Annotated in this window: 21 protein-coding genes; 8 read left to right on the top strand and 13 right to left on the bottom strand. The window is 41.1% G+C overall.

Annotated elements, in window-relative coordinates; all coding sequences use genetic code 11:
* Positions 1-160: 160 nt before the first annotated feature.
* The 4 genes from pfkA to GO816_RS07400 are packed head-to-tail and all read right to left on the bottom strand — an operon-like array spanning position 161 to position 4,077.
* On the bottom strand, positions 161-1,138 hold the full coding sequence (pfkA, locus tag GO816_RS07415; RefSeq protein ID WP_157540710.1) for a 6-phosphofructokinase: 978 nt from the start codon (positions 1,136-1,138) through the stop codon (positions 161-163).
* The gene (locus GO816_RS07410; protein WP_157540709.1) at positions 1,125-2,840 is read right to left on the bottom strand and encodes a protein-disulfide reductase DsbD family protein; all 1,716 of its coding nucleotides are present in this window, start codon (positions 2,838-2,840) and stop codon (positions 1,125-1,127) included. Before GO816_RS07410 ends, pfkA begins: the two co-directional genes overlap by 14 nt.
* 12 nt (positions 2,841-2,852) lie before the next feature.
* Positions 2,853-3,299 carry a protein-disulfide reductase DsbD N-terminal domain-containing protein gene (locus GO816_RS07405; protein WP_157540708.1) on the bottom strand — a complete coding sequence of 149 codons (447 nt, stop codon included), beginning with the start codon at positions 3,297-3,299 and terminating at the stop codon, positions 2,853-2,855.
* A gap of 7 nt (positions 3,300-3,306) precedes the next feature.
* Positions 3,307-4,077 (bottom strand): biotin--[acetyl-CoA-carboxylase] ligase, encoded by a 771-nt coding sequence (locus GO816_RS07400; protein WP_157540707.1) that lies wholly within the window; start codon positions 4,075-4,077, stop codon positions 3,307-3,309.
* A gap of 59 nt (positions 4,078-4,136) precedes the next feature.
* On the opposite strand from GO816_RS07400, the gene rsfS reads away from it, so the two are divergent.
* The 3 genes from rsfS to GO816_RS07385 all read left to right on the top strand — a co-directional run bounded on the left by rsfS (position 4,137) and on the right by GO816_RS07385 (position 7,371).
* The gene (gene rsfS / locus GO816_RS07395) at positions 4,137-4,511 is read left to right on the top strand and encodes a ribosome silencing factor (RefSeq protein ID WP_157540706.1); all 375 of its coding nucleotides are present in this window, start codon (positions 4,137-4,139) and stop codon (positions 4,509-4,511) included.
* A gap of 66 nt (positions 4,512-4,577) precedes the next feature.
* Complete coding sequence (gene ftsH, locus GO816_RS07390) at positions 4,578-6,671, top strand: ATP-dependent zinc metalloprotease FtsH (protein WP_157540705.1); 2,094 nt, start codon at positions 4,578-4,580, stop codon at positions 6,669-6,671.
* Positions 6,672-6,726: 55 nt separating this feature from the next.
* Entirely contained in the window at positions 6,727-7,371 is a 645-nt protein-coding gene (locus GO816_RS07385) for a LutC/YkgG family protein (protein ID WP_157540843.1), read from the top strand.
* 114 nt (positions 7,372-7,485) lie between these two features.
* Here GO816_RS07385 and GO816_RS07380 read toward each other — a convergent pair whose 3' ends face one another.
* From GO816_RS07380 to GO816_RS07370, 3 genes are all read right to left on the bottom strand, one after another.
* The gene (locus tag GO816_RS07380; protein ID WP_157540704.1) at positions 7,486-8,331 is read right to left on the bottom strand and encodes a DUF2911 domain-containing protein; all 846 of its coding nucleotides are present in this window, start codon (positions 8,329-8,331) and stop codon (positions 7,486-7,488) included.
* Positions 8,332-8,657: 326 nt separating this feature from the next.
* A complete protein-coding gene (locus GO816_RS07375) occupies positions 8,658-9,155 on the bottom strand; it encodes an anti-sigma factor family protein (protein ID WP_157540703.1) in 498 nt (165 codons plus the stop codon).
* Entirely contained in the window at positions 9,152-9,733 is a 582-nt protein-coding gene (locus GO816_RS07370; RefSeq protein ID WP_157540702.1) for an RNA polymerase sigma factor, read from the bottom strand. The genes GO816_RS07375 and GO816_RS07370 overlap by 4 nt, the downstream gene beginning before the upstream one ends.
* Before the next feature lie 261 nt (positions 9,734-9,994).
* On the opposite strand from GO816_RS07370, the gene GO816_RS07365 reads away from it, so the two are divergent.
* Positions 9,995-10,384, top strand: a complete 390-nt coding sequence (locus GO816_RS07365) for a DUF6249 domain-containing protein (RefSeq protein WP_157540701.1) — start codon at positions 9,995-9,997, stop codon at positions 10,382-10,384.
* Positions 10,385-10,446: 62 nt separating this feature from the next.
* Here GO816_RS07365 and GO816_RS07360 read toward each other — a convergent pair whose 3' ends face one another.
* Positions 10,447-10,956: a DinB family protein gene (locus GO816_RS07360; protein WP_157540700.1), complete on the bottom strand. Its 510-nt coding sequence runs from the start codon at positions 10,954-10,956 to the stop codon at positions 10,447-10,449.
* A complete protein-coding gene (locus GO816_RS07355) occupies positions 10,953-12,179 on the bottom strand; it encodes a sensor histidine kinase (RefSeq protein WP_157540699.1) in 1,227 nt (408 codons plus the stop codon). Before GO816_RS07355 ends, GO816_RS07360 begins: the two co-directional genes overlap by 4 nt.
* A 216-nt stretch (positions 12,180-12,395) precedes the next feature.
* Here GO816_RS07355 and gltX point away from each other — a divergent pair, with 216 nt between their 5' ends.
* Positions 12,396-13,916, top strand: a complete 1,521-nt coding sequence (gene gltX / locus GO816_RS07350; RefSeq protein ID WP_157540698.1) for a glutamate--tRNA ligase — start codon at positions 12,396-12,398, stop codon at positions 13,914-13,916.
* 101 nt (positions 13,917-14,017) lie between these two features.
* On the opposite strand, the gene GO816_RS07345 is transcribed toward gltX, so the two are convergent.
* Both GO816_RS07345 and GO816_RS07340 read right to left on the bottom strand, forming a co-directional pair.
* The gene (locus GO816_RS07345) at positions 14,018-15,724 is read right to left on the bottom strand and encodes a sodium:solute symporter (protein WP_157540697.1); all 1,707 of its coding nucleotides are present in this window, start codon (positions 15,722-15,724) and stop codon (positions 14,018-14,020) included.
* 120 nt (positions 15,725-15,844) lie between these two features.
* Positions 15,845-16,030: a hypothetical protein gene (locus GO816_RS07340; RefSeq protein WP_157540696.1), complete on the bottom strand. Its 186-nt coding sequence runs from the start codon at positions 16,028-16,030 to the stop codon at positions 15,845-15,847.
* A 197-nt stretch (positions 16,031-16,227) separates the two neighbouring features.
* Between GO816_RS07340 and GO816_RS07335 the strand changes: the two genes are divergently transcribed.
* The 3 genes from GO816_RS07335 (at position 16,228) to kduI (ending at position 18,486) form a co-directional block, all read left to right on the top strand.
* Positions 16,228-16,689, top strand: a complete 462-nt coding sequence (locus tag GO816_RS07335; RefSeq protein WP_157540695.1) for a nuclear transport factor 2 family protein — start codon at positions 16,228-16,230, stop codon at positions 16,687-16,689.
* Between the two features lie 34 nt (positions 16,690-16,723).
* The gene (locus GO816_RS07330; protein WP_157540694.1) at positions 16,724-17,497 is read left to right on the top strand and encodes an SDR family NAD(P)-dependent oxidoreductase; all 774 of its coding nucleotides are present in this window, start codon (positions 16,724-16,726) and stop codon (positions 17,495-17,497) included.
* 158 nt (positions 17,498-17,655) lie between these two features.
* On the top strand, positions 17,656-18,486 hold the full coding sequence (gene kduI / locus GO816_RS07325; RefSeq protein WP_157540693.1) for a 5-dehydro-4-deoxy-D-glucuronate isomerase: 831 nt from the start codon (positions 17,656-17,658) through the stop codon (positions 18,484-18,486).
* 113 nt (positions 18,487-18,599) lie between these two features.
* Here the strand turns inward: kduI and GO816_RS07320 are convergent, their stop codons facing one another.
* Both GO816_RS07320 and GO816_RS07315 read right to left on the bottom strand, forming a co-directional pair.
* Positions 18,600-20,969 carry a response regulator gene (locus GO816_RS07320; protein WP_157540692.1) on the bottom strand — a complete coding sequence of 790 codons (2,370 nt, stop codon included), beginning with the start codon at positions 20,967-20,969 and terminating at the stop codon, positions 18,600-18,602.
* Positions 20,959-21,570, bottom strand: a complete 612-nt coding sequence (locus GO816_RS07315) for a DUF6436 domain-containing protein (protein WP_157540691.1) — start codon at positions 21,568-21,570, stop codon at positions 20,959-20,961. Before GO816_RS07315 ends, GO816_RS07320 begins: the two co-directional genes overlap by 11 nt.
* Between the last annotated feature and the right edge of the window lie 285 nt (positions 21,571-21,855).

The following is a 21,855-nucleotide window of genomic DNA, read 5'->3' as shown; positions in this document are numbered from 1 at the left end:
ATTCCCCCGGAGCTATTTCTGCGGGGACGCAAAGATATAAATTAAATATTTAAAGCACAAGGGTGCAATAACATAGATGTTAGTATACAATCTTCCCCTTGGAAATAAAAAAGACCGTAAGCTCAGCCAACGGTCTTTTCTATTTTAATGTAAAGGAGATTTACAGTGATAATATATCTACGATTCTCAACAAGTTACTGTCAATATCGGCATTATGCTTAATTGCATTTTCAAATGGTGTATAGGCTATTTGTCCGTTAATAACACCAATCATTTCGTGGCTATGACCAGCCATTAACGCCTCAACCGCTGCAACACCTACACGGCTGGCCAAAACCCTGTCCATACAGGTTGGATGACCGCCACGCTGCATGTGACCCAGTACCGATACGCGGGTATCATAGTTAGGGTATTTCTCTTTAATTAAACGGCCAATTTCAAAAGCGCCACCGGCTTCATCGCCTTCGGCAACGATTAATATTTTTGAAGATTTATCACGACGGCCTTGCTCTAAACGCTGATAAAGCGCCTCAATATTAGTTTTGGTTTCTGGAATAAGGATAGCCTCTGCACCTGATGCAATACCGGTACGCAGGGCAATTAAACCTGAGTCACGACCCATTACTTCAACGATGAATAAGCGATCATGTGATTCAGCCGTATCACGAATTTTATCCACAGCCTCTACAACGGTATTTAAAGCAGTATCGTAACCAATGGTAAAATCGGTTCCTTGTAAGTCGTTATCAATGGTGCCCGGCAAACCAACAATAGGAATACCAAACTCGTTACTGAACACTTTGGCACCGGTAAAGGTACCATCACCACCAATACCTACCAGGGCATCTACCCCGTAACGTTTAAGTTGCTTGTAAGCTTTCTGACGACCTTCAGGCGTACGGAACTCCTCACTACGTGCAGTTTTTAAAATGGTACCGCCACGTTGAACAATGTTGGCAACTGACTTCCTGTCCATAGGAAACAAATCGCCGGTAATCATGCCTTCATAACCACGGCGTATGCCGGTTACTTCAAGGTTATAATATAACGCCGTTCGTACCACGGCGCGTATAGCCGAATTCATACCGGGCGAATCTCCGCCCGAAGTGTAAACACCAATATTTTTAATCTCTGCCATTGTTTTTCTCATAGGCGGCTTTGCCGCTGTCTAAAAATTCAATATAATTATTAACGTTATAATTAGCGCCTTGTGGTGGCACAAGTACATCGCCTTTTGCATTAACGATTACGTAATACGGCTGCGAATTTACATTAAATTTCGAAGCTTCATAATCGCTCCACTTATTTCCTATTGTTTTGATAGTCTTTCCGCTAAAATCAGATACATGCTGCTCATTTTTAGGCAGTTCAGCCTTTTCGTCTACATAAAGCTCAAGCAATATGTAATCTTCGGCTAAACGCTTGTGTACCTGCGGATCGCTCCAAACCTCATTCTCCATTTTACGGCAGTTAGCACAAAACCATCCGGTAAAATCGATTAAAACGGGCTTATTCAGCTCTTTTGAAACCTGTAAAGCCTGCTCCATGTCATACCACTCGTTTAAACCGGCATGCTTACCACGGGTAAACAAGTTTTCATGTTTTTTTTGTTTAATAGATACTGCCGGGGACTGAGCAATCTGATTACCACTTGTTCCGTCGTTACTCAACATAAAATCCTGAGTAGCCGGAGGCGGCAAAAATCCGCTAATTACCTTTAACGGTGCGCCCCACAAACCAGGTACCATGTATAAAGTAAATGCTAATACGCCTATGGCAATAAACGTACGCGGAACAGATAAGTAAGGCAAATCACTATCATGCGAAAACTTTATTTTGCCAATAAGATACAGAAACATTAATAAGCCCAATGCAATCCATAACGACAGGAATACTTCACGGTCAAACCAGTTCCAGTGGTAAGCCAAATCAACCCCTGATAAAAACTTAAGCGCAAAGGCCAGCTCCAGGAAGCCTAACACAACCTTTACGCTGTTTAACCATCCGCCCGATTTTGGCAGTGATTTTAACAGAGAAGGAAACAACGCAAATATGGTAAACGGAATTGCCAGTGCCGATGAAAAACCAAGCATACCCATTATAGGCGCAAGCCTCTCTCCTTTTGAGGTAGCTTCTACCAGTAAGTAACCAATAATAGGCCCGGTACATGAAAAGGATACTACGGCAAGTGTAGCGGCCATAAAAAATATACCTGCAATTCCACCTTTATCTGAGTTGGCATCAAGCTTATTTGCCAATGAGCTTGGCAGCTGTAATTCAAATGCTCCCAAAAACGATATGCCAAACACCACCAGTAGTAAAAAGAAAAACAGGTTGAATACACCACTGGTAGCTAATTCATTTAAAGCATCAGACCCAAATATTAGCGTAATAATTAGGCCAAGTGCAACATAAATTACAATAATTGATATGCCGTAAATAAGTGAGTGCATAATGCCCTTACTGCGCGACCCGGCTTTTTTGGTAAAAAAGCTAACCGTTAATGGCAGCAGTGGATATATACAAGGCATAATAAGCGCTGCAAAACCTCCTAAAAAGCCCTCAATAAATATTTGCCAAAGTGTTTTAGGCTTTTCGGCAGGTTTAACTGCTGTGATTGCGCTTGCAGCTTCTTTTGTTGAGGGTTTAACTGTAGTTGTTTCGGTTTTTACCTCAGGCTTAGCAGGCTCAACATCGGTAAATTCAATACCTTCTGTGGAAACGGTATCAGCATTTTGAAAAACAGCAGCTTTGACCTGACCGGCAGGCGTAAAAAAGCTTAGCCCTGCAATGAGGGCTAAAATAACAACAAAAAACAGGCGACTATATTTAATACTCATTATTACAGCGCCTTATTTTACAGTTACATTAAACGCTACTTCATCAGGAGGTAAGCATTTGCGGTCGTTACAGCTCATAAATTCAACCTTACCTTTAACGGTAGCTGCCCCTGCTTTAAGCTTAACTTTTTGCTGAAAAACAACTGAGTTTTCAAAAAAGCCAATATTCATTTTAAACTGGTCATCATATTTACTGATCACCTTAGGCTCAATAGTTTTACCTACAAGAGTATAATCCTTACCTGGCGTAAAAGTGAAGGTGGTGGCAATAGGCCCACCTTCTTTAATATGCTGCGAATAAATGTGCCATCCTGGTTCAATGGTAGCTTTAACAAGTACTATAGCTTCGGTAGCACTTATTTTCTTTGCGGCATAGCTCCATTTAACCGGTTCATCAATTTGGGCAAAAGCTGCAACTGTTAAAAACAGGGCAACCATCATTAATAATACCTTTTTCATCAGGGGTTTATTTATTTAAAAATTCAATCTCTTTTAAATTATACTCAGCTGTAACGCCGTTACAATCAACCTGCAGTAAACCTGTTTTACTTACGCCGGTAATTGTGCCGCCAAATATAGCATCTTGAGCCTTAAAGCTTCCGGGTTTGTTTAACCAATACAAGGTATTAAGGTAAGCTTCCTCTATCTGACTTTCATTACCTGCCTTTAGTTTAATATACCACTGGCCAATATGGCTGCAAATGTCAAACATTAACGCTTTTAAATCATAATCTTTATGTAATATCTGCTTTAGCGATACCGCATTAGGCACCCAATCGGGGAAATCCTGCTGGTTAATATTAAGTCCTATACCGGCTACCGAGCTTTTTATTTTGCCGCCTTGCACCTGGCTCTCAATTAAAATTCCGCCTAACTTTAAATCGTTTATGTAGATATCATTAGGCCACTTAATTTTTAGGGCCTCACCAATCAATGGAAACAAAGCATCATAAACACCCAAACTTACTATGCGTATAAGGTTGAATTGATTTTCAAGCGGTAAAAATGAGGGTAGTAACAACAGGCTGAACGCTAAACTTTGATTAGCTGAACTGTACCAACGGTTTTGCTGCTGACCGCGACCGGCAGTCTGGCTCTCTGCCAATATGACTGTACCTTCTTCTACTGGCTCAGTATTTGACAATAGTTTTTTTAAGAATGTATTTGTTGAGTCAACTTCTTTTAAGGTAACCAAATTTTGTGCAACAATTACCTCCGAAAATTTGTTATTTTGCAAAGTATATAAGTCTAAATAATATTTCTTACATTCAAATCGTTCAAAATTAAAGGTTTTTAATGGTAAAAAACAAAGCGTTAAGTGAATCTGCCTACCTATCTGAATTAGCCATACACGGCATACAGGAAAAGAAAGGTAACGACATAGTGAGATTGGATTTGCGAAACATCAAAAGCTCCGTATCTGATTATTTTGTAATCTGCCATGCCGATTCATCTACACAGGTAAAAGCCATTGCCAACAGTATAGAAGACGAAATTTATAAAGCAACGCAACAGGAGCCGTGGCGCAAAGAAGGACTGGAGCATGCCGAATGGATTTTACTGGACTACATTGATCTGGTAGTGCATGTTTTTAAGACAGACAAGAGAGAATTTTATGGCGTGGAAGACTTGTGGGGAGACGCCGAGATAAAGTATTATAAAAGCGCCTAACCATCTGCTTTTTTAAATTCATCTATCTATTTCAATGATGGTTATGTTTGAGCTCTATTAAATAAAATGAAAGACACTAAATCAGATAATAAGCCCCGTTTCAGAAGGGTTCCGAATAGAAAAATTACTCCAAAGCCACCACGTTTTAATTTCATGTGGATTTACGCCATTGTTATTTTGGCTTTATTGGTGGTTCCTTACATATTAGGTGGCAGCCCGGGCACTAAAATTGACTTTAATCCTGCCTTTGTAAACATGCTACGCAACGGTGACGTTGAAAAAGTTGTTGCTTACAAAGATGGCGAACGTACTATTGCCGAGGTATACATAAAAAAAGATAGCCTTAACAAACCTGAATATGCTAAGCTAAAAAATCAGCGCTCGTTGAGCATGAATGCCAACAACCCGCAGTTTTACTTTACTGATGCTTCATTTGATAGCATGAAGCAATCAATTTTAGCTGCCGAAAAAGATTTGCCTGATAATGCCAAGGTGCCAATTCAATTTGAACCTGCGCATGATAGCTGGCTGTCAAACTGGCTGGTACAAGGTATTATTATGCTGCTGTTAATGGCAGGGTTATGGATATTTATTATGCGCCGCATGAGTGGTGGTGCAGGTGGTGGCCCGGGTGGTCAGATATTTAACATTGGTAAATCAAAAGCTACCTTGTTTGATAAAGAGGCACAAATAAACGTTACGTTTAATGATGTTGCCGGTTTACAAGAAGCTAAAGAGGAAGTAATGGAAATTGTTGACTTCCTTAAAAACCCAAAAAAATACACCAATCTTGGTGGTAAAATACCAAAAGGTGCTCTTTTAGTAGGCTCACCGGGTACAGGTAAAACCCTAATGGCAAAAGCTGTTGCGGGCGAAGCCCAGGTGCCGTTCTTCTCACTTTCAGGCTCTGATTTTGTTGAGATGTTTGTGGGTGTGGGCGCATCACGTGTACGCGATTTGTTTAAGCAGGCAAAAGATAAAGCACCATGTATCATCTTTATTGATGAGATTGATGCTATTGGCCGCGCCCGCGGTAAAAACAATATTGTTGGCGGTAATGATGAGCGCGAAAACACATTGAACCAATTACTAGTTGAAATGGACGGTTTTGGTACCGATTCGGGTATCATCATACTTGCCGCAACCAACCGCCCAGATGTATTAGACTCTGCACTATTACGCCCGGGACGTTTTGACCGCCAGATATCAATTGATAAACCTGACTTGATTGGCCGTGAGCAAATATTTAAAGTACACTTAGGTCCTTTAAAACTTGCCGAAGGCGTTGATGCCAAAAAACTATCAGCACAAACACCAGGCTTTGCAGGTGCCGAAATTGCCAACGTTTGTAACGAAGCTGCACTTATAGCTGCCCGTCGTGACAAGCCATCGGTTGATATGCAGGATTTTCAGGATGCTATTGACCGTGTAATTGGTGGTTTAGAGAAAAAGAATAAAATTATATCACCCGAAGAGAAACGCATTGTTGCTTACCATGAAGCAGGACATGCTATTGCTGGCTGGTTCCTGGAGCATGCCGATCCACTGGTTAAGGTTTCTATTGTTCCGCGTGGCGTTGCCGCTTTAGGTTACGCCCAGTATTTACCGAGGGAGCAGTTCCTGCATACTACTGAGCAGTTAATGGACGAGATGGTGGTATCAATGGGTGGCCGCGTGGCAGAAGACATTGTTTTTGGCCGTATATCAACCGGTGCACTGAGCGATTTGGAACGTATCACTAAACTTGCTTATGCCATGGTTAAAATATATGGTATGAACTCTAAAGTGGGTAACCTGTCGTTTTACGATCCGCAGGGCGAGTACCAATTTAACAAACCATACTCTGATACTACTGCTGAATTAATTGACGCTGAGGTACGCCAGATGGTTGACGACGTTTACCAACGTACCAAAAACCTGCTAACTGAAAAACGCGACGGGTTGGAATTACTTGCTGCCAAACTGTTAGAGAAAGAGGTATTATTTCAGCAGGACTTAGTGGAATTGCTGGGTGAACGCCCATTTGACAACCGTACTACTTACGATAAGTTTGTAAACGGAGAGGCAGCCTTAAACCCTGAGACTGACAATAATGCCATTCCGGAAAGCGTAACCAACCCGGAGACTGCCCGTATTGACGGTACCTCTGAAAACAATTAATATAATTTCTTTTTATATTTAGCCGCTATGCAAATAGCGGCTTTTTATTTTTATGATGAAGGATAACACTACCTCGAAAGAAAAAATGTTAAAAAAGGTGCGCAAGGCACTTTTGGAACGCCGCGACAATCCATATCCAAACCTTGAAGATCAGCCGTTATATGCGGCACCTACTGAGGATGATTTGCTTGAAGTAATGTTTGCCGAGGAGTTTTTAGCCGTGGCAGGGCAATTTGTTTTTTGTGAGGATGAAATTCAGTTTATTGAATCGCTGCTTAACTTGGCCGAAGAAAGGAACTGGCATAAAATATACTGTTGGGAACCGCGCCTGCAAGAAGTGTTAGAGCAGTATGGTTATCCATACTACGAAACAGATAAAGACTTTGACCAAGCCGAGGTAGGCTTTACGCTTTGTGAAGCACTTGTTGCCCGTAATGGCAGCATATTGTTGAGTAATGCAAGCATGGCCGGCCGCAGATTAAGCATTTACCCGCCTGTACATATTGTATTAGCTTACACATCGCAATTAGTACTTGATTTAAAAGACGGATTTAGGCTTATAAGCGATAAGTATGGCAGGCACCTGCCCAGTATGATTACAACAGTTACCGGTCCTAGCCGTACTGCTGATATTGAGAAAACGTTGGTGCTTGGTGCTCATGGCCCTAAAGAGCTTTTCGTTTTCCTTTTAGATGGATAACTTTTGGCTACATTATATATTAAAAAGAGAAAGCCGCAAATCAATGCGGCTTTCTCTTTTTAATGCTTATTTGTAAAGCTTGCTTGTACAAATATAAGTCATATATAAACGCACTTACTTAGCTTGTGCAATAATGCTTTCGTTAAGGCGTATGTACTCATCGTTCTTAGCTTCCTTAGCTAAAGCTACACCCTGCTTTGCCGTAGCAATAGCACCAGCCTTGTCGCCTTTTTTAAGTTGAACACGTGCTTTCCAATATCTTATATAGTATGCTTTAGGCGCGGATTTCTCAGCCTCGTTCATCCACTCTAAAGCTTTGTTTAAATCTTTACCGTTTTCGAAATAGTATTGAGCCGCGCTGAAATAAGGTTTTTTATCACCTTTCATGGCTTCATCTATATTAGCCATTATTCGGGTATCAATATCGGTTTTCAAGTGAACCGTTACCGCCGTGTTTTCCCAAGCCAAAACCAATTCAGCGGTGGTAGCTGCCACGTTGGCAAACTGGGCTGTAAAAGTTTCAGTAAAAGCTGCAGATTTTGCAGGCTTTACTGAAACTCGCAATACATCTTCTGCCTGTTTGTATTCATACGCGCCCCATTGCTTGGCAGCTTTGTTTAATATAATGGTCCACTCCTTAGCATCAGGAATAGTAAACAATGCGTATTCACCCGGCAAAACTTTTTGGCCTTCAAGCATTACCTCATCGGTAAAGGTAATTGTTGTTGCAGAGTTAGCACCTGTACGCCAAACAGCACCATATGGCTCCAATGCGCCAAATATTTTGCGGCCTTTTGTATTAGGGCGTGAATAATTTAATGTGATTTTTCCAAGACCGAACTCTTGGGTTAATGTTTGTGCGGTACTTGCCTGGGGCAATTTTAAGCCGTTTTGAGCCTGCACAGTTGTTGCGCCACCTAAGGCCAAGGCTATGCAAACAAGGGTGTAAAGTTTTTTCATATTCTAAATCTTATCAAGTCAAATATACAAAGTGTTGTATAACGCAGTAACTCAATGTTCAGAATACGGTTAAAAATAAAAAGCCCCCCAGTCTTGCACCGGGGGACTTTCAACCTAAACCTTATCACAATTAAATTGGTAAGTTTACCAATTCGTGTACAATATTACAATTCCTGTACCAAACTACAACAAAGTGTAACATTTTTTTTAAAAATCTTTTCTGCTGATTTTTAGGCACTTTCACTCAGCCTTTATAATTTTAAATGTTACAACATTTATGAGTGCCAATTTACTGTACTTTTTTCACTACAAAAGTGTCAATGATTTTATACCGCTTCAATAATTTTACGTTTACGCAGGTAGCTATCAAAAAAGTAAAGTGCCAGTACCAAATCAAAAAACAGGAAACCGTTTAGCACATTGCCACTAAATAAGTTTTTTAATTCTGATGCACGGATAGTAGGTACACTTATTTGATTTGCGGCACCAGCCGACCAGTTTGCATTTGCTAAAGCTATTACCACTAGTGTGGTTATAGTTAATACAAAAAACGCAGCTATACCCTTAATAACCATAGTATTAATAGAAGACTTAAGTGGCTTTCGAGCTTCCTCTGCCCGTACCTGTTCCATCACATTATAGGTGAAAGCCATAGATGGCGCATCTAATTCTATATCCTGCAATTCGAGGTTAAATGCCTTAATTTCTTCAAACTTTAACCGGTAGGCTTCATCAGTGGCAATCAAATGTTCAATAACCTCACGTTCCTGCGGTGTACAGGTTCCGTCCACATAATTCCACAATTGTTCTTCAAAATTCCTCATAACAACTCGTTCACCTCATGTTTTAATGAGCCTTCTAGCTTTTCTTTTAAACGCTGGCGGGCCCTGAATAGTTTAACCTTAACGTTGTTAGGCTCAATACCTAAAGTTAGCGCAATTTCTTCTAATGATTGTTCGCCTTTATAAAACAATGTAATAATAGTGGCATCATCTGGTAGCAATTGCTCAATAGCCTTATTTAAATAGTATGACCTTGATTTGTTCTCGGCAAGGTTATTTTCAAACCCTGCGTTCTGGTTTTCAACCTGTATAAAATTATTCTCATCGTCTATTGATGATGTATCTAACCTTCGCTTACGCAAAAATGTCATGGCAGTGGTATAAACAATACTGTACAGCCATGTGGTAAATTTGCTTTGGCCTTCAAAGTTTTGCAATGATCGGTAAGCCTTTACAAAGCTGTCTTGCGCAACCTCCTCGGCGTCCTCGCGGGTTTTAGTAAAACGCATAGCCAGCGTGAATACAAACCGCTGGTGGCGCTTAACCAAATCAGCGTAGGCTGATTGGTTGCCACTTAATGTTTGCTCTATTAACTCGATATCTGAAAGCTTGCTTTGCATTTACAACACCTATGACCACATGTTATCTAAAGAGGTTACACCTGAAGCGATAAAAATATTAATAATACAGTTAGGGTGTGCCATAGCATTAATAGTATACTAAGCGGCAATGCAAACTCAGCCTGTGATAATCCATAAAATATATTTAGAAAATTTTTGAAATTGGTGTAACCTCCTTAAAAATCGTGTGGTCATAGTATACAAATCGCCGCAGTTGGCGAGGAAACATAAACGTTAACAAACAATTTAAATTTAAATACCATGGACGGCACCTTAGCATTAATGATCCCTATTTTAGTTCCACTTGGCATGTTTGCCATGATTTTTGGAATTGTTTACCTACACAAACGCGAAAAAATGGCCATGATTGAACGCGGTATGGACCCACGCAGATACAAGCCACAATCAGCACCTTACCAAAACTTGAAGTGGGGTTTGCTATTAATAGGAACAGGTTTAGGATTATTTTTAGCCTTTTTATTAGACAGAACGGTTTTCCAAACATCAAAATCAGATAGCCCTGCAATTTACTTTGCCCTTATAGCAATTTTTGGAGGCATAGGTTTATTCCTGTCATTTGTAATTGAAAAGCGTGATACCATTGACAAGGGCAAACCATCAATTTACGTAGAAGACAACGAAAGCCTGTAACCGCACTTCTTTAAAGCAAGTAAGCATCTTCTTAATACGAGGAGGCTTTTTGCTGTTTACAGTTATCGCTGTTTGATAATATTAATGTGATGCATTTCATGTCCTGCCATTATATAGAGTAACGCTCTAATTGAAACCGGCTGTCCGTTAGCTACGCCCGTAAACGCCAGCTGATCATCTTTAACCGATTCAAATAGATATATATTAGCCTCGCGCACGGCTTTAAATTCTGCAGCAATACTTTGCAGCGTACGGTTGCTTACATCGCTTTGTTCAACATAGGCATTTTCATCAAACCCTGGTAGTGCTGTGCTATCCCCTCTCATGAAGCATAGCAGCCTGAACGCAAATATTCGCTCTGCATCAACCATGTGGTTTAAAAGCTGCTTAATTGTCCATTTGCCCGGTGCGTAGGCGTAATTTCCCTTTTGCTCGTCAACAGAAGTAAACAGCTTATAGGTACTGTATTTTAAACGGATAAGTGTTTGAATAATGTCTCCGCCAGCAATTGCCGCGTTAACGTACCCGGCATAAAATGGAGCATATTCGCTGGGCTGAGGTTGCGTTATCATTCTTCTCTGCTTCTGAGTATAATTCTAAAGGTAGTGCCTTTTCCCACTTCCGAGTCTTTCACAAAAATTTGCCCGTTGTGGTAGTTTTCAACCATGCGCTTGGTTAATGAAAGGCCAAGCCCCCAGCCACGTTTACGTGTAGTATACCCCGGCCTGAAAACCGTAACAAACTTGGAGCGTGGAATACCTCTACCCGTATCAGTAACATCAATATAAACCTGGTTACGGGCCTTGCTTGCCAAAATATCAACCTTAATACTGCCTTTACCTTCAATGGCATTAACTGCATTTTTAAGTAGGTTTTCAATTACCCAGTCAAACAGCGGAATATTTATGCCTGCTTTAAGATAGCGATCGCCGGTGACTTCAAACGTTATTTTATCAGTAACCCTGATGCGGAAATAATCAACAAAATCATTAATTACTTCAAACACAGAGTGTGCCTCCAAAACTGGTTTTGAACCAATTTTTGAAAACCTGTCGGCCACTATCTCTAAACGTTTAACATCATTGCTCATTTCAGCAATCAGCGGGTCTTCCTCTGCATTAAACTTATCTTTTAAAAGTTCAATCCACGCCAGTAATGATGATATAGGCGTACCTAACTGATGCGCCGTTTCTTTGGCCAAGCCTACCCATACCTGGTTTTGCTCAGATTTACGCGATGAGCTGAACGCCGAATAAGCAACGCCTAAAAATATGGCAATAATGGTTAACTGCACATAGGGAAACACACGCAATTGGCTAAGCAGCACCGACTCTTTATAATAAACCAGCCAAAATGTTTCTCCCAAACCGGGTATATCCATTTTTACCTTAATGGGCTCGTGCTGGGCCTTCATTATGGCAAGTTCGTTTTCAAAATACTTTATGTCATAAACGGGCTGTTTTTTATTGCCGTTCTCCTGCTCGGGTGGCATTTCAATAAATGTTTTGGTGGTATCAAGGCCACGGGCAAACTTAAAATCGCCTTTATCATCGGTTACTATTGCCGGTACGGTAAGACTATCGCGTACAACAAATACGAAATTCAAATGATCTTCGTCAACAGTTTTGAAAACCTGCTTCATGGCCTGCGCCCAAACCTGTGCACGCGTACGTTCGCTGGTGGCAATATTTTTTGCCAGATATTGTGTATACAACAAAGAACTGCCTGCAATTAACACGGCAAAAAACAATAACAGGTATTTCCAGCGCTTTTTTCGTTGGTACGGGTTGCTCATGAGTTGCCCAAATATAGTTCTTTAGTTGCTTAGTAGATAAGTCCGTTAATAATGCCCCGAATGATGATTTTGTTTCATGATGTACTAAACGCTTCCATTTAGCACGAAACAGGCCCGCTGTATTAAAGGCATCTGCAATAATAAATTTGTAATACATCAGTAATTAACCACTTACTCATTAACGCATTCACTTGCTCACTCCTTATATTTGCCCTTATGTTACAACAAAAAGTAAGGGTACGGTTTGCGCCAAGCCCTACAGGTGGTTTACACCTCGGCGGGGTACGTACCGTATTGTTTAATTATTTGTTTGCCAAAAAAAACAACGGCACCTTTGTTTTACGTATTGAAGATACCGACCAAACACGGTATGTACCGGGAGCCGAAGAATACATAGTTGACTGCCTTAAATGGTGTGGCCTTATACCCGACGAAAGCCCACTGCATGGTGGCGAATACGCCCCTTACCGCCAAAGTGAACGTAAACCGCTTTACCGTGAATATGCCGAAAAACTGGTTATGCATGGTTATGCCTACTATGCTTTTGATACGCCCGAAGAACTGGAGCAAAAGCGTAGTACCATTCCAAACTTTCAATATGGTATGGCTTACCGCAATGAAATGCGTAATTCTCTTTCGCTATCACAACATGAGGTTGATGCGCTGCTTGATGCAGGTACGCCGCATGTAATACGTATAAAAATGCCGGAAGACGAAACCATATCATTTAATGATATGATACGCGGGCACGTAAGCTTTGACACCAATACTATTGATGACAAGGTTTTGCTTAAGGCTGATGGTATGCCAACTTATCACCTTGCAGTGGTGGTTGATGATTACCTGATGAAAATGTCGCATGCTTTTAGAGGGGAAGAATGGTTGCCGTCGGCGCCTGTGCATCTTTTGTTATGGGAATATTTGGGCTGGAAAGAGCATATGCCACAATGGGCACACCTGCCATTAATTTTGAAACCCGACGGACACGGTAAGTTAAGCAAACGCGATGGTGCACGTTTAGGGTTCCCGGTTTATGCTATGAACTGGACTGATGCTAAAACCGGCGATTTAACTGAAGGTTTCCGCGAAATAGGCTTCTTGCCTGAGGCATTCCTTAACCTGTTAGCCATGCTTGGATGGAACGACGGTACAGACCAGGAAATATTCACGCTTGATGAGCTGATTGAAAAGTTTTCGATGGACCGCATTAGCAAAGCGGGTGCAAAGTTTGATTTTGAAAAAGCCAAATGGTACAACGCCGAATGGATAAAGAAATTAGCACCCGAACGTTTAACCGCCGAAATAAAACCTGTGTTAACGGCCAAAGGCATTGAAGTTGCTAATGACGCTTACCTTACCGCTGTTATTGAATTAATAAAAGACCGCATTGTATTACTTAATGATGCATATGAGCATGCCTGGTACTTTTTTAAGCAACCTAAAGAATACGACCTGGCCTCAGTAAAACCGAAATGGAATGAAGCGAAATCAGATTTGTTTGATGCGTTCATTAACCACCTAAATCAAAGCAGCACTTTTGATGCCGCCACTCTTGAGGCCGACTTTAAAGCGTTGTTAACCGAAAAGGGCTTGAAACCCGGCGATGCAATGTTGCCATTACGTATAATGCTTGTTGGCGGCAAATTTGGCCCACATGTTTTTGATATTGCTGCCCTGCTTGGAAAAGAGGAAGCAATTAAACGTATTGAAAACGGATTGAAAGCTTTTAACGCTTAATACAAACTGCAAACTATCAAGCTTACTTAATAAAAAAGCTCCACGATTAGTTGGAGCTTTTTTTATTTACAAGTTTTAGGAAAGTGTAGCAGGTATGGCTCTTACAAAGCTAGGCTATCAGCTGAAGATTTTGGCAGCAAAGTATCTGCCAGCCACGCAAGCAAAACGACGCTTAAACAGCCTATTGCATTTAGCCAAAGGTAAGCCATTGTTTCGGTGTAGCCGCAGTATATTACAATAACCTCTGCAAAGAGAGCGGCTATAAATACAGCATTTCCACGTATGCTTTTTAAATAAAAGGCGACTACAAATACACCCAATATTACACCGTAAATGTAGGATCCCAGTTTGTTTACCGCTTCGAGCAAGTTGCCTAACTGCCCTGCGTACAACGCCATCAAAAGACAAACAATACCCCAAAAAACAGTAGCTAAACGCGATGCTGTTACATACTGCCCATCGGTGGCGTTTTTATTAATTACGCGCTTATAAATGTCAATTACGGTAGTTGACGCCAACGAGTTAAGCGCACTGGCTGTTGAACCCATGGAAGCCAGAAATACAATGGCTATCAACAGGCCAATTAAGCCACGTGGCAGGTAATGAGTTACAAAATTAAGAAAGACGTAATTAGTGTCGTTTACATCGGCAAGCTTATTATTTTGCTTCATTAGTGCAATGCCACGGTTACGCAAGGTATCCGTTTGAGCTTGCGCCGCATGCAGCCTGCCTTCGGCAAAATAAATAGCATCATTGTTATTTGTATTAAGCGCTTCCGTTAGCTCGGTGGCAGCCTCTTTACGTTGTTTAAAAGCATCGGCGTACTGCTTTTCAAGCGCATGGTATTGAGTGGCATAACGGCTTTTCTTCACCTGGTCTACCTCGTTTTTGTTAAAAAACATGGGCGGCTGGTTAAACTGGTAAAAGGTAAATACTAAAACACCAATAAGCAGTATAAGGAACTGCATGGGAATTTTTATTAACCCGTTCATGAGTAAACCCAAACGGCTTTGCCCTACCGAGCTACCTGTTAAATAGCGCCCAACCTGGCTTTGATCAGTACCAAAATACGATAGCTGTAAGAAGAAGCCACCAATTAAACCACTCCAAACGCTGTATTGATTTTTTGCATCAAACTTCCAGTCTATTGCATTTACGCGCCCTAACTTACCTGCTATTTGCAGCGAGTTCTTAAAATGAACCCCATCCGGAAGCATCATCACCACCAGCACTCCAGCCAGAAACATACCGGCAAATATGATACTCATTTGCAGCATTTGTGTATACGACACAGCCTTAGTACCACCCCAAACCGTATATACAATTACCAGTGTACCAATAAATAGCGTAGTGTACACTACATTAATTTGTAAAATAGCCGAAAGTATTATGGATGGTGCATAAATGGTTATACCTGTTGATAATCCTCTTTGTATAAGGAACAAACATGCCGTTAAGGCCCGCGTTTTTAAGTCAAAGCGCTGCTCGAGGTATTCATAAGCGGTATAAACCTTTAGCTTATGAAATATGGGTACAAAGGTTATGCAAAGCACTACCATGGCTAATGGTAAGCCAAAGTAAAACTGCACAAAGCGCATCCCGTCTGAATAGGCAAGCCCGGGTGCCGAAAGGAAGGTAATAGCGCTGGCCTGGGTAGCCATAACCGAAAGCCCGATATGATACCAGGGCAATGAACGCCCTCCTACCAGGTACTGATTGAGGTTTTTACTGCCACTGCTTTTGTATATGCCGTAAACAATAATTACAAGCAGCGTAACCGCTAAAACAATCCAGTCAATTACACTCATCTAAAATAAATAGTGATGAGCCAAAATACAAAAATTAAAAAAACCAGCCATACGATAATGATACCGTAAAACTGGTTCCAGTTTTTTATAAATGAAGGTAATTCTTTCTCCTGGTCGGAATTATACATCGTGGCGGCCTCTTACCAAAAACTTGATAAATAAGGCAGCAGTTAATAATCCCAATATACCACCAATAGGGATGTAAATAGCACCTCTATCAACAATAAAACCAACAAATAAGCCGGCTAAAAGAGCTACAATATAATAGTACTGATCGTTTGATTTATCTTCTTCGTGGTGTGACATAGCAATGTTTAATTTCTTAAACGCAAAAGTAGCTGATTTGCTTACGTATGCAAAATTTCTTTTATTTAAACGGCGGGTAAAGGCTAAATAAAAATCACTTTATGGTTTTATCTATAAAAGAACGCATTACATTTGCAAAGCATCGTATTATACAAGTTAACAACACGTTTTACTTTCAATTATACCGTTATTAATCTATGAAAAACACAAAGCTGGCACTACTTGCCTTTGTACTAATGGTAAGCACAGCAACAACGCTGAAAGCTCAAAAGAAAAATAAGGTAAACGCAAAAAAGCAGGTTGAGGAAACGGTAGAAAGCCTGCGTAAGCTTATGCTTGATCCGGATAGTGCCCGCCTGTCGGCCGCGGCGTCTGACAAGTTAACGTTTGGACACTCAGGCGGAAAAATTCAAAACAAACAGGAATTTTTACATTCATTTTTAACCGGCGAAACTGATTTTACCAGCCTGGATTTTACCGATCAAACAGTGACTGTTTCGGGCAATACAGCTATTGTACGCCATACCTTGGCGGGTGCAACAGCCGATAAAGGTAAAGCCCCCGGCAATGTAAAACTTTGGATAATACTGGTATTTCAAAAAGTTAAAGGGCAATGGATTTTACTGGCGCGCCAGGCGGTAAAACCCCCGGTAACATAATTTTCAACTAACAACATATCATCATACATAAATAATGAGCGATTTATTAAATTTATTTGATCTTACAGGTAAAACTGCGCTGGTAACCGGCGGTAACAAAGGTATTGGCAAGGGTATGGCTATTGGTTTAGCCGAAGCCGGTGCTGATATTATTGTGGTATCGGGCTCAATTGCTTTAGAGGGCAGTGATGTTGAAAAAGAGGTAACTGCACTGGGCCGCAAGTTTAAAGCTTACCAGGCTAACCTTGGCAACCGCGAGGGCCTGTACGATTTTGTAAATAAGCTTTTGGCCGAGAACCCGCGCATAGATATCTTGATAAATAACGCAGGCACTATTATGCGTAAGCCTGCTGCCGAGCATCCTGATGAGTATTGGGACAATGTGTTATCATTGAACCTTGACGCACCATTTATACTTGCTCGTGAAATTGGAAAACACATGATTGAGCAAGGTAGTGGCCGTATTATTTTCACCTGTTCGTTGCTTAGCTTCCAGGGTGGTATAAATGTACCTGGCTATGCAGCAAGCAAAGGTGCCTTAGCCAGCCTTGTTAAAGCATTAGCCAACGAGTGGACCTCAAAAGGAGTAACCGTTAACGGTATTGCCCCAGGCTATATTGCTACTGATAACACCGAAGCTTTGCGTAACGACCCAGACCGCAGCAAAAGCATACTTGACCGTATACCGGCGGGCCGCTGGGGCGAACCACAAGACTTTAAAGGACCGGCAGTATTCCTGGCATCAAAAGCTGGCGACTATGTAACAGGCCACCTGCTTACCGTTGACGGCGGCTGGATGGGAAGATAAGCCTCAGAGTCAAGAGCCAACACCTTTTAATTTCAACTTTACACTCTTGTCATTTTGAAATTAGGAGAAATCTTTCAAAGCGATAAGCTAAGCAATAGTAATAGATTTCTCATTCCTCAAAATGACAGGTTTTATAATAAACATACAAACTAATTGTAATGGAAATAAGATTTGAACATAGTAAGAAAGAAGTAAGCCGCATGACTACCGAGGAACTACGCGAGTCGTTCCTGGTAAAGAATTTGATGCAGGCTGATAAATTAACCACCGTTTACTCACATTACGACCGTACCATTGTTGGCGGCGTAAAGCCGGTGAATACCGAAGTAACTTTAGATAATCATCCTGAATTGCGTGCCGAGTACTTTTTGGAGCGCAGAGAAATCGGCATAATTAACGTTGGTGGCAGCGGTGTTGTTGTTGCAGACGGCGTTACCTATAATGTTGAAAAAATGAGCTGCGTTTACCTTGGTAAAGGCACTAAGGATGTAAGCTTTAAAAGTGTTGATGCTGAGAACCCGGCGGTATACTACCTGTTATCAAACCCGGCGCACGCCAACTATCCAAACCGCTTAATGACTAAAGAAGAAGCGGCCCCGGTTCAGTTAGGCGATATAACTACCTCAAACAAGCGTACTATTTACAAATACATTCACCTTGATGGCATACGCAGCTGCCAGCTAGTAATGGGTTTAACTGTGCTTGAAACGGGCAGCGTTTGGAACTCAATTCCGCCGCATACGCACACCCGCCGTACCGAAGTTTACTTTTACTTTGATCTACCAGAGAACCAACGCTTGTTCCACTTCATGGGCGAACCACAAGCCACTAAAAGTTTGGTAATGCAAAATCATGATGCTGTAATATCTCCGCCATGGAGCGTACACTTTGGTTGCGGAACCAGCAACTATGCCTTTATTTGGGGCATGGCCGGAGAAAACCAGGTTTATACGGATATGGACCCATTAGCAGTAGTTGATGTGAAATAAAGCCACAACCTGCAATAATAAACGAATGCCGTTTCAACTTAATGAGAAATCTATAGTAGATTATTCTTCAAGTTGAAACGGCATTTTACTTTTAATAATGACTAATAAAGCCTTTATACAGCATCTTCAATAGTATCCCCGGCACTCATGCTCTCAGTTGTGTGTTGTAAAAAAGCATACCATTGTTGCAGTTTATCCATTAGTTCGTCAGTTTTTACCGGTTTACTTATATAATCATTCATTCCTGCCAGTAAACATTCTTCGCGGTCGCCTTGCATAGTATTAGCTGTAAGCGCAATAATTACAGGCTGAGCACCAAATGCCTTACGTATTACTGTAGTAGCCTCCAGTCCGTCCATTTCGGGCATTTGCATGTCCATCAGTATTAAATCAAATTTAGCTGAACGACATGCAGCAACTGCTTCCAGTCCGTTTTCAACAATTTGAGGCTGATAGCCCAGTTTGCTTAAAATGTGCTTAATAACGTTTTGATTTATCTTGTTGTCCTCAGCAACTAATATGTTCAACGGGTTACGTTGTGCAAAGTCGATACTAAGGCGGCTTTTAGTAACCTTCTCCTCGGTATTTTGCTGACTTTTAACAGATAGGCTATTGAATACGTAACGGTTTAAATCATCCTGCCTTATAGGTTTATTAAGTACGTAGGTAAACAGTTTGCCATGTTCACGAGCATGCTCATGCCCTATTGAACTAAGCAGGATAATAGGTATAGCCGGATACTGCTTTTTGATACTTTCTGCCAACTGCACACCATGTATATCAGGCATTTGAGCATCGGTAATAATCAAATCGGGATTAAGCTGATTGGCCATTAATTCAATGGCTTCCATGCCCGATTTGGCAATTACCGGTTTCAGCTTCCAATTTTCAAGCTGATCTTTTAAAATTTTACGGTTGATGGCATGATCATCCACCACCAAAACTTTTTTGCCGGCCTGATCTAACATCAGTGGAGTTATAATAGTTTGTAGAACTTTTACACCCGGTTTAGTTTTGATGCTGAATGTAAACGTAGATCCTTTACGGTCTTTACTGCAAACGCTTATATCGCCTCCCATAAGCTTCACCAACTTATCGCATATAACCAAACCCAAACCTGTGCCACCGTACTTACGCGTAGTTGATGAATCAACCTGGGTGAACGCCTTAAATAAGCGGTCAATTTTTTCGGGAGGAATGCCAATTCCTGTATCTTTTACCTCAAACCTAAGTTCAATTTCGCCGTAAGCATCTTCGGGTTCGCTTTGCTCTACCTTAATTATAACTTCGCCATAGCTGGTAAATTTAAGTGCATTGCCTACCAGGTTAGTAAGCACCTGCTGCAACCTTACTTTATCGCCCACAATTTGGGCCGGCACGCGCTTATCAACCAGGTAAGCCAGTTCAATACCTTTTTGTGATGCCGTTTTGCCAAATATATCAAGCACGTCCTCAATACAATAATGTAAGTTGAAATCCTCGCGCTCCAGCTCCATGTTACCGGCCTCAATTTTTGAAAAATCGAGTATGTTATTAATTAACACCAACAGGTTTTCACCACAATTGTTAATAGTATCGGTATACATGCGTTGCTGATCGGTAAGGGCTGTTTCGGCCAATAAACCAGACATGCCTATTACACCGTTCATAGGCGTGCGTATTTCATGGCTCATCATTGCCAGGAAAATACTTTTTGCCTGGTTAGCTTTTTCTGCCTCTTCCTTGGCATCAATAGCCTCTTCCTGTGCAGCTATGGCTTCTTCCTGCGCAGCTACCGCCTCTTCGCGTGCCTCTTCGGCCTCGCGGTGTGCAACCTCGAGTTCTTCATTTTTTTGCAGTAGCTGGGCATTATATAAAGCAAGCGCTTCAGCATTACGCTGACGCTCCATATTTAACATAGCCTCTTTATGCAGTTCGCCCAGTTCAATAGCCTGTTTAACTTGTATTCTCCCGTATTTATCTAACTGGTAAGCCCAAAGTCCGCTTATGAAAAATATAACGCAGGTAAGCGATAAATGAATAATAATAGTCTGCAAATCCAAATCATCGACCTGCGTAACGTAGGCACCATTAACCCCTATATGCTGTAAATACCCAACCGTAGCGTGATGTATGCCTACTACAATGAGCATAGGAATTTGTAAGCGCCAGTTTTGATAAGTTATTAGTACAGCGCTACCTATAAATGCAAAAAAGTGCATTTCAAACATACCATGCATCTGGTATATAAATTGCGCCATAAAAATGCCCAAAACAGCACTCAATACGTATTGGTATAGGTTTGACTTTGGTAAAAGATACTTAACGCTGTAATAAGCCGACAGGCATAGCGTGGTTATCCACAGTGCCATGCTCAGCGTATCATAATATAATGAAAGCCCAACTCCTGCCGCCGCATAAGCAATCAGAAAATAGTCCATAAGCTTGTCAGAACGCTTCTTGACTTCCGCGCTCAGTTTTTCCTGATATTCGTTATTGGACATTTCTTTCTGCTTTTAAATTTTCTGCCAGGCTGCATCCGTATGCTTTAGTTGCCATAGGCAACGTTGCCACCGGCATATGCTGCAACACATCGGTTAGTGCCATACGGGCATATTCGGTTTTTTTATCGGTACAGTACCGGCTGCTATTGTAGTTACCACGGTACATTAATTGGTTTTTGGCATTTAAGATTACAGCCTGAGGCGTTGAGTAAACGCCACAGGCTGCAGCAAGTGCGGCATCTTTAAATACCGGCACATTAAGATCATACTTTTGCTGCACCTCTTGTTGTGTAATTTTTTTTTTAGTAACAAGCACAACGGCAAAATCAACCTCGTTACCGTATTGTGCTATTAATGATTTTACATGCTTAAGGTTGAACCTCGAACATGGACAATCAGGATTAAAAAAATGAAGCAGTACCGGCCTGGCGTTGGCTCGTTTTATACCGTTTGGAAGTTTGATTAGCGTACCGCTGTTTACCGCCTTGTAATTTACAGGCACAGGGGTGGGCAAAGTGTAACGGTATTCGTTATACCAAAACAAGCCACCTATTGCTATTACAAGCAATAACAACCATATGCCAACTAATAGCTTCCTCATTTCAATACTAGCACAAGGCCAACTTGCGAAGGCGTTTTAACTTCCAATCTGTTACTATGTTATTTGCCTATAATACAAGGCATTCTTCAAATATATTACAATTAAATGTTCCCTTTTAATACTTTAACACAACCTTTAAGAGATTAATCATTGGTTACATTTTCAGTAATCAAAAGGCAATTTTAACCTTTATTGCTTGCGGTTATAATTCAGGTTGTGTGTTAAAACATCAATACGTACTAAGTGTTTTAAATTTGAAGCTGCGGGATGTGATTTAACCGCCAA

Origin of the sequence: Mucilaginibacter aquatilis, from assembly GCF_009755275.1 — a bacterium.
Taxonomy (GTDB): Bacteria; Bacteroidota; Bacteroidia; order Sphingobacteriales; family Sphingobacteriaceae; genus Mucilaginibacter; species Mucilaginibacter aquatilis.
Note: the sequence above shows the minus strand (reverse complement) of the source record. Positions and strands in the feature narration are given on the sequence as shown.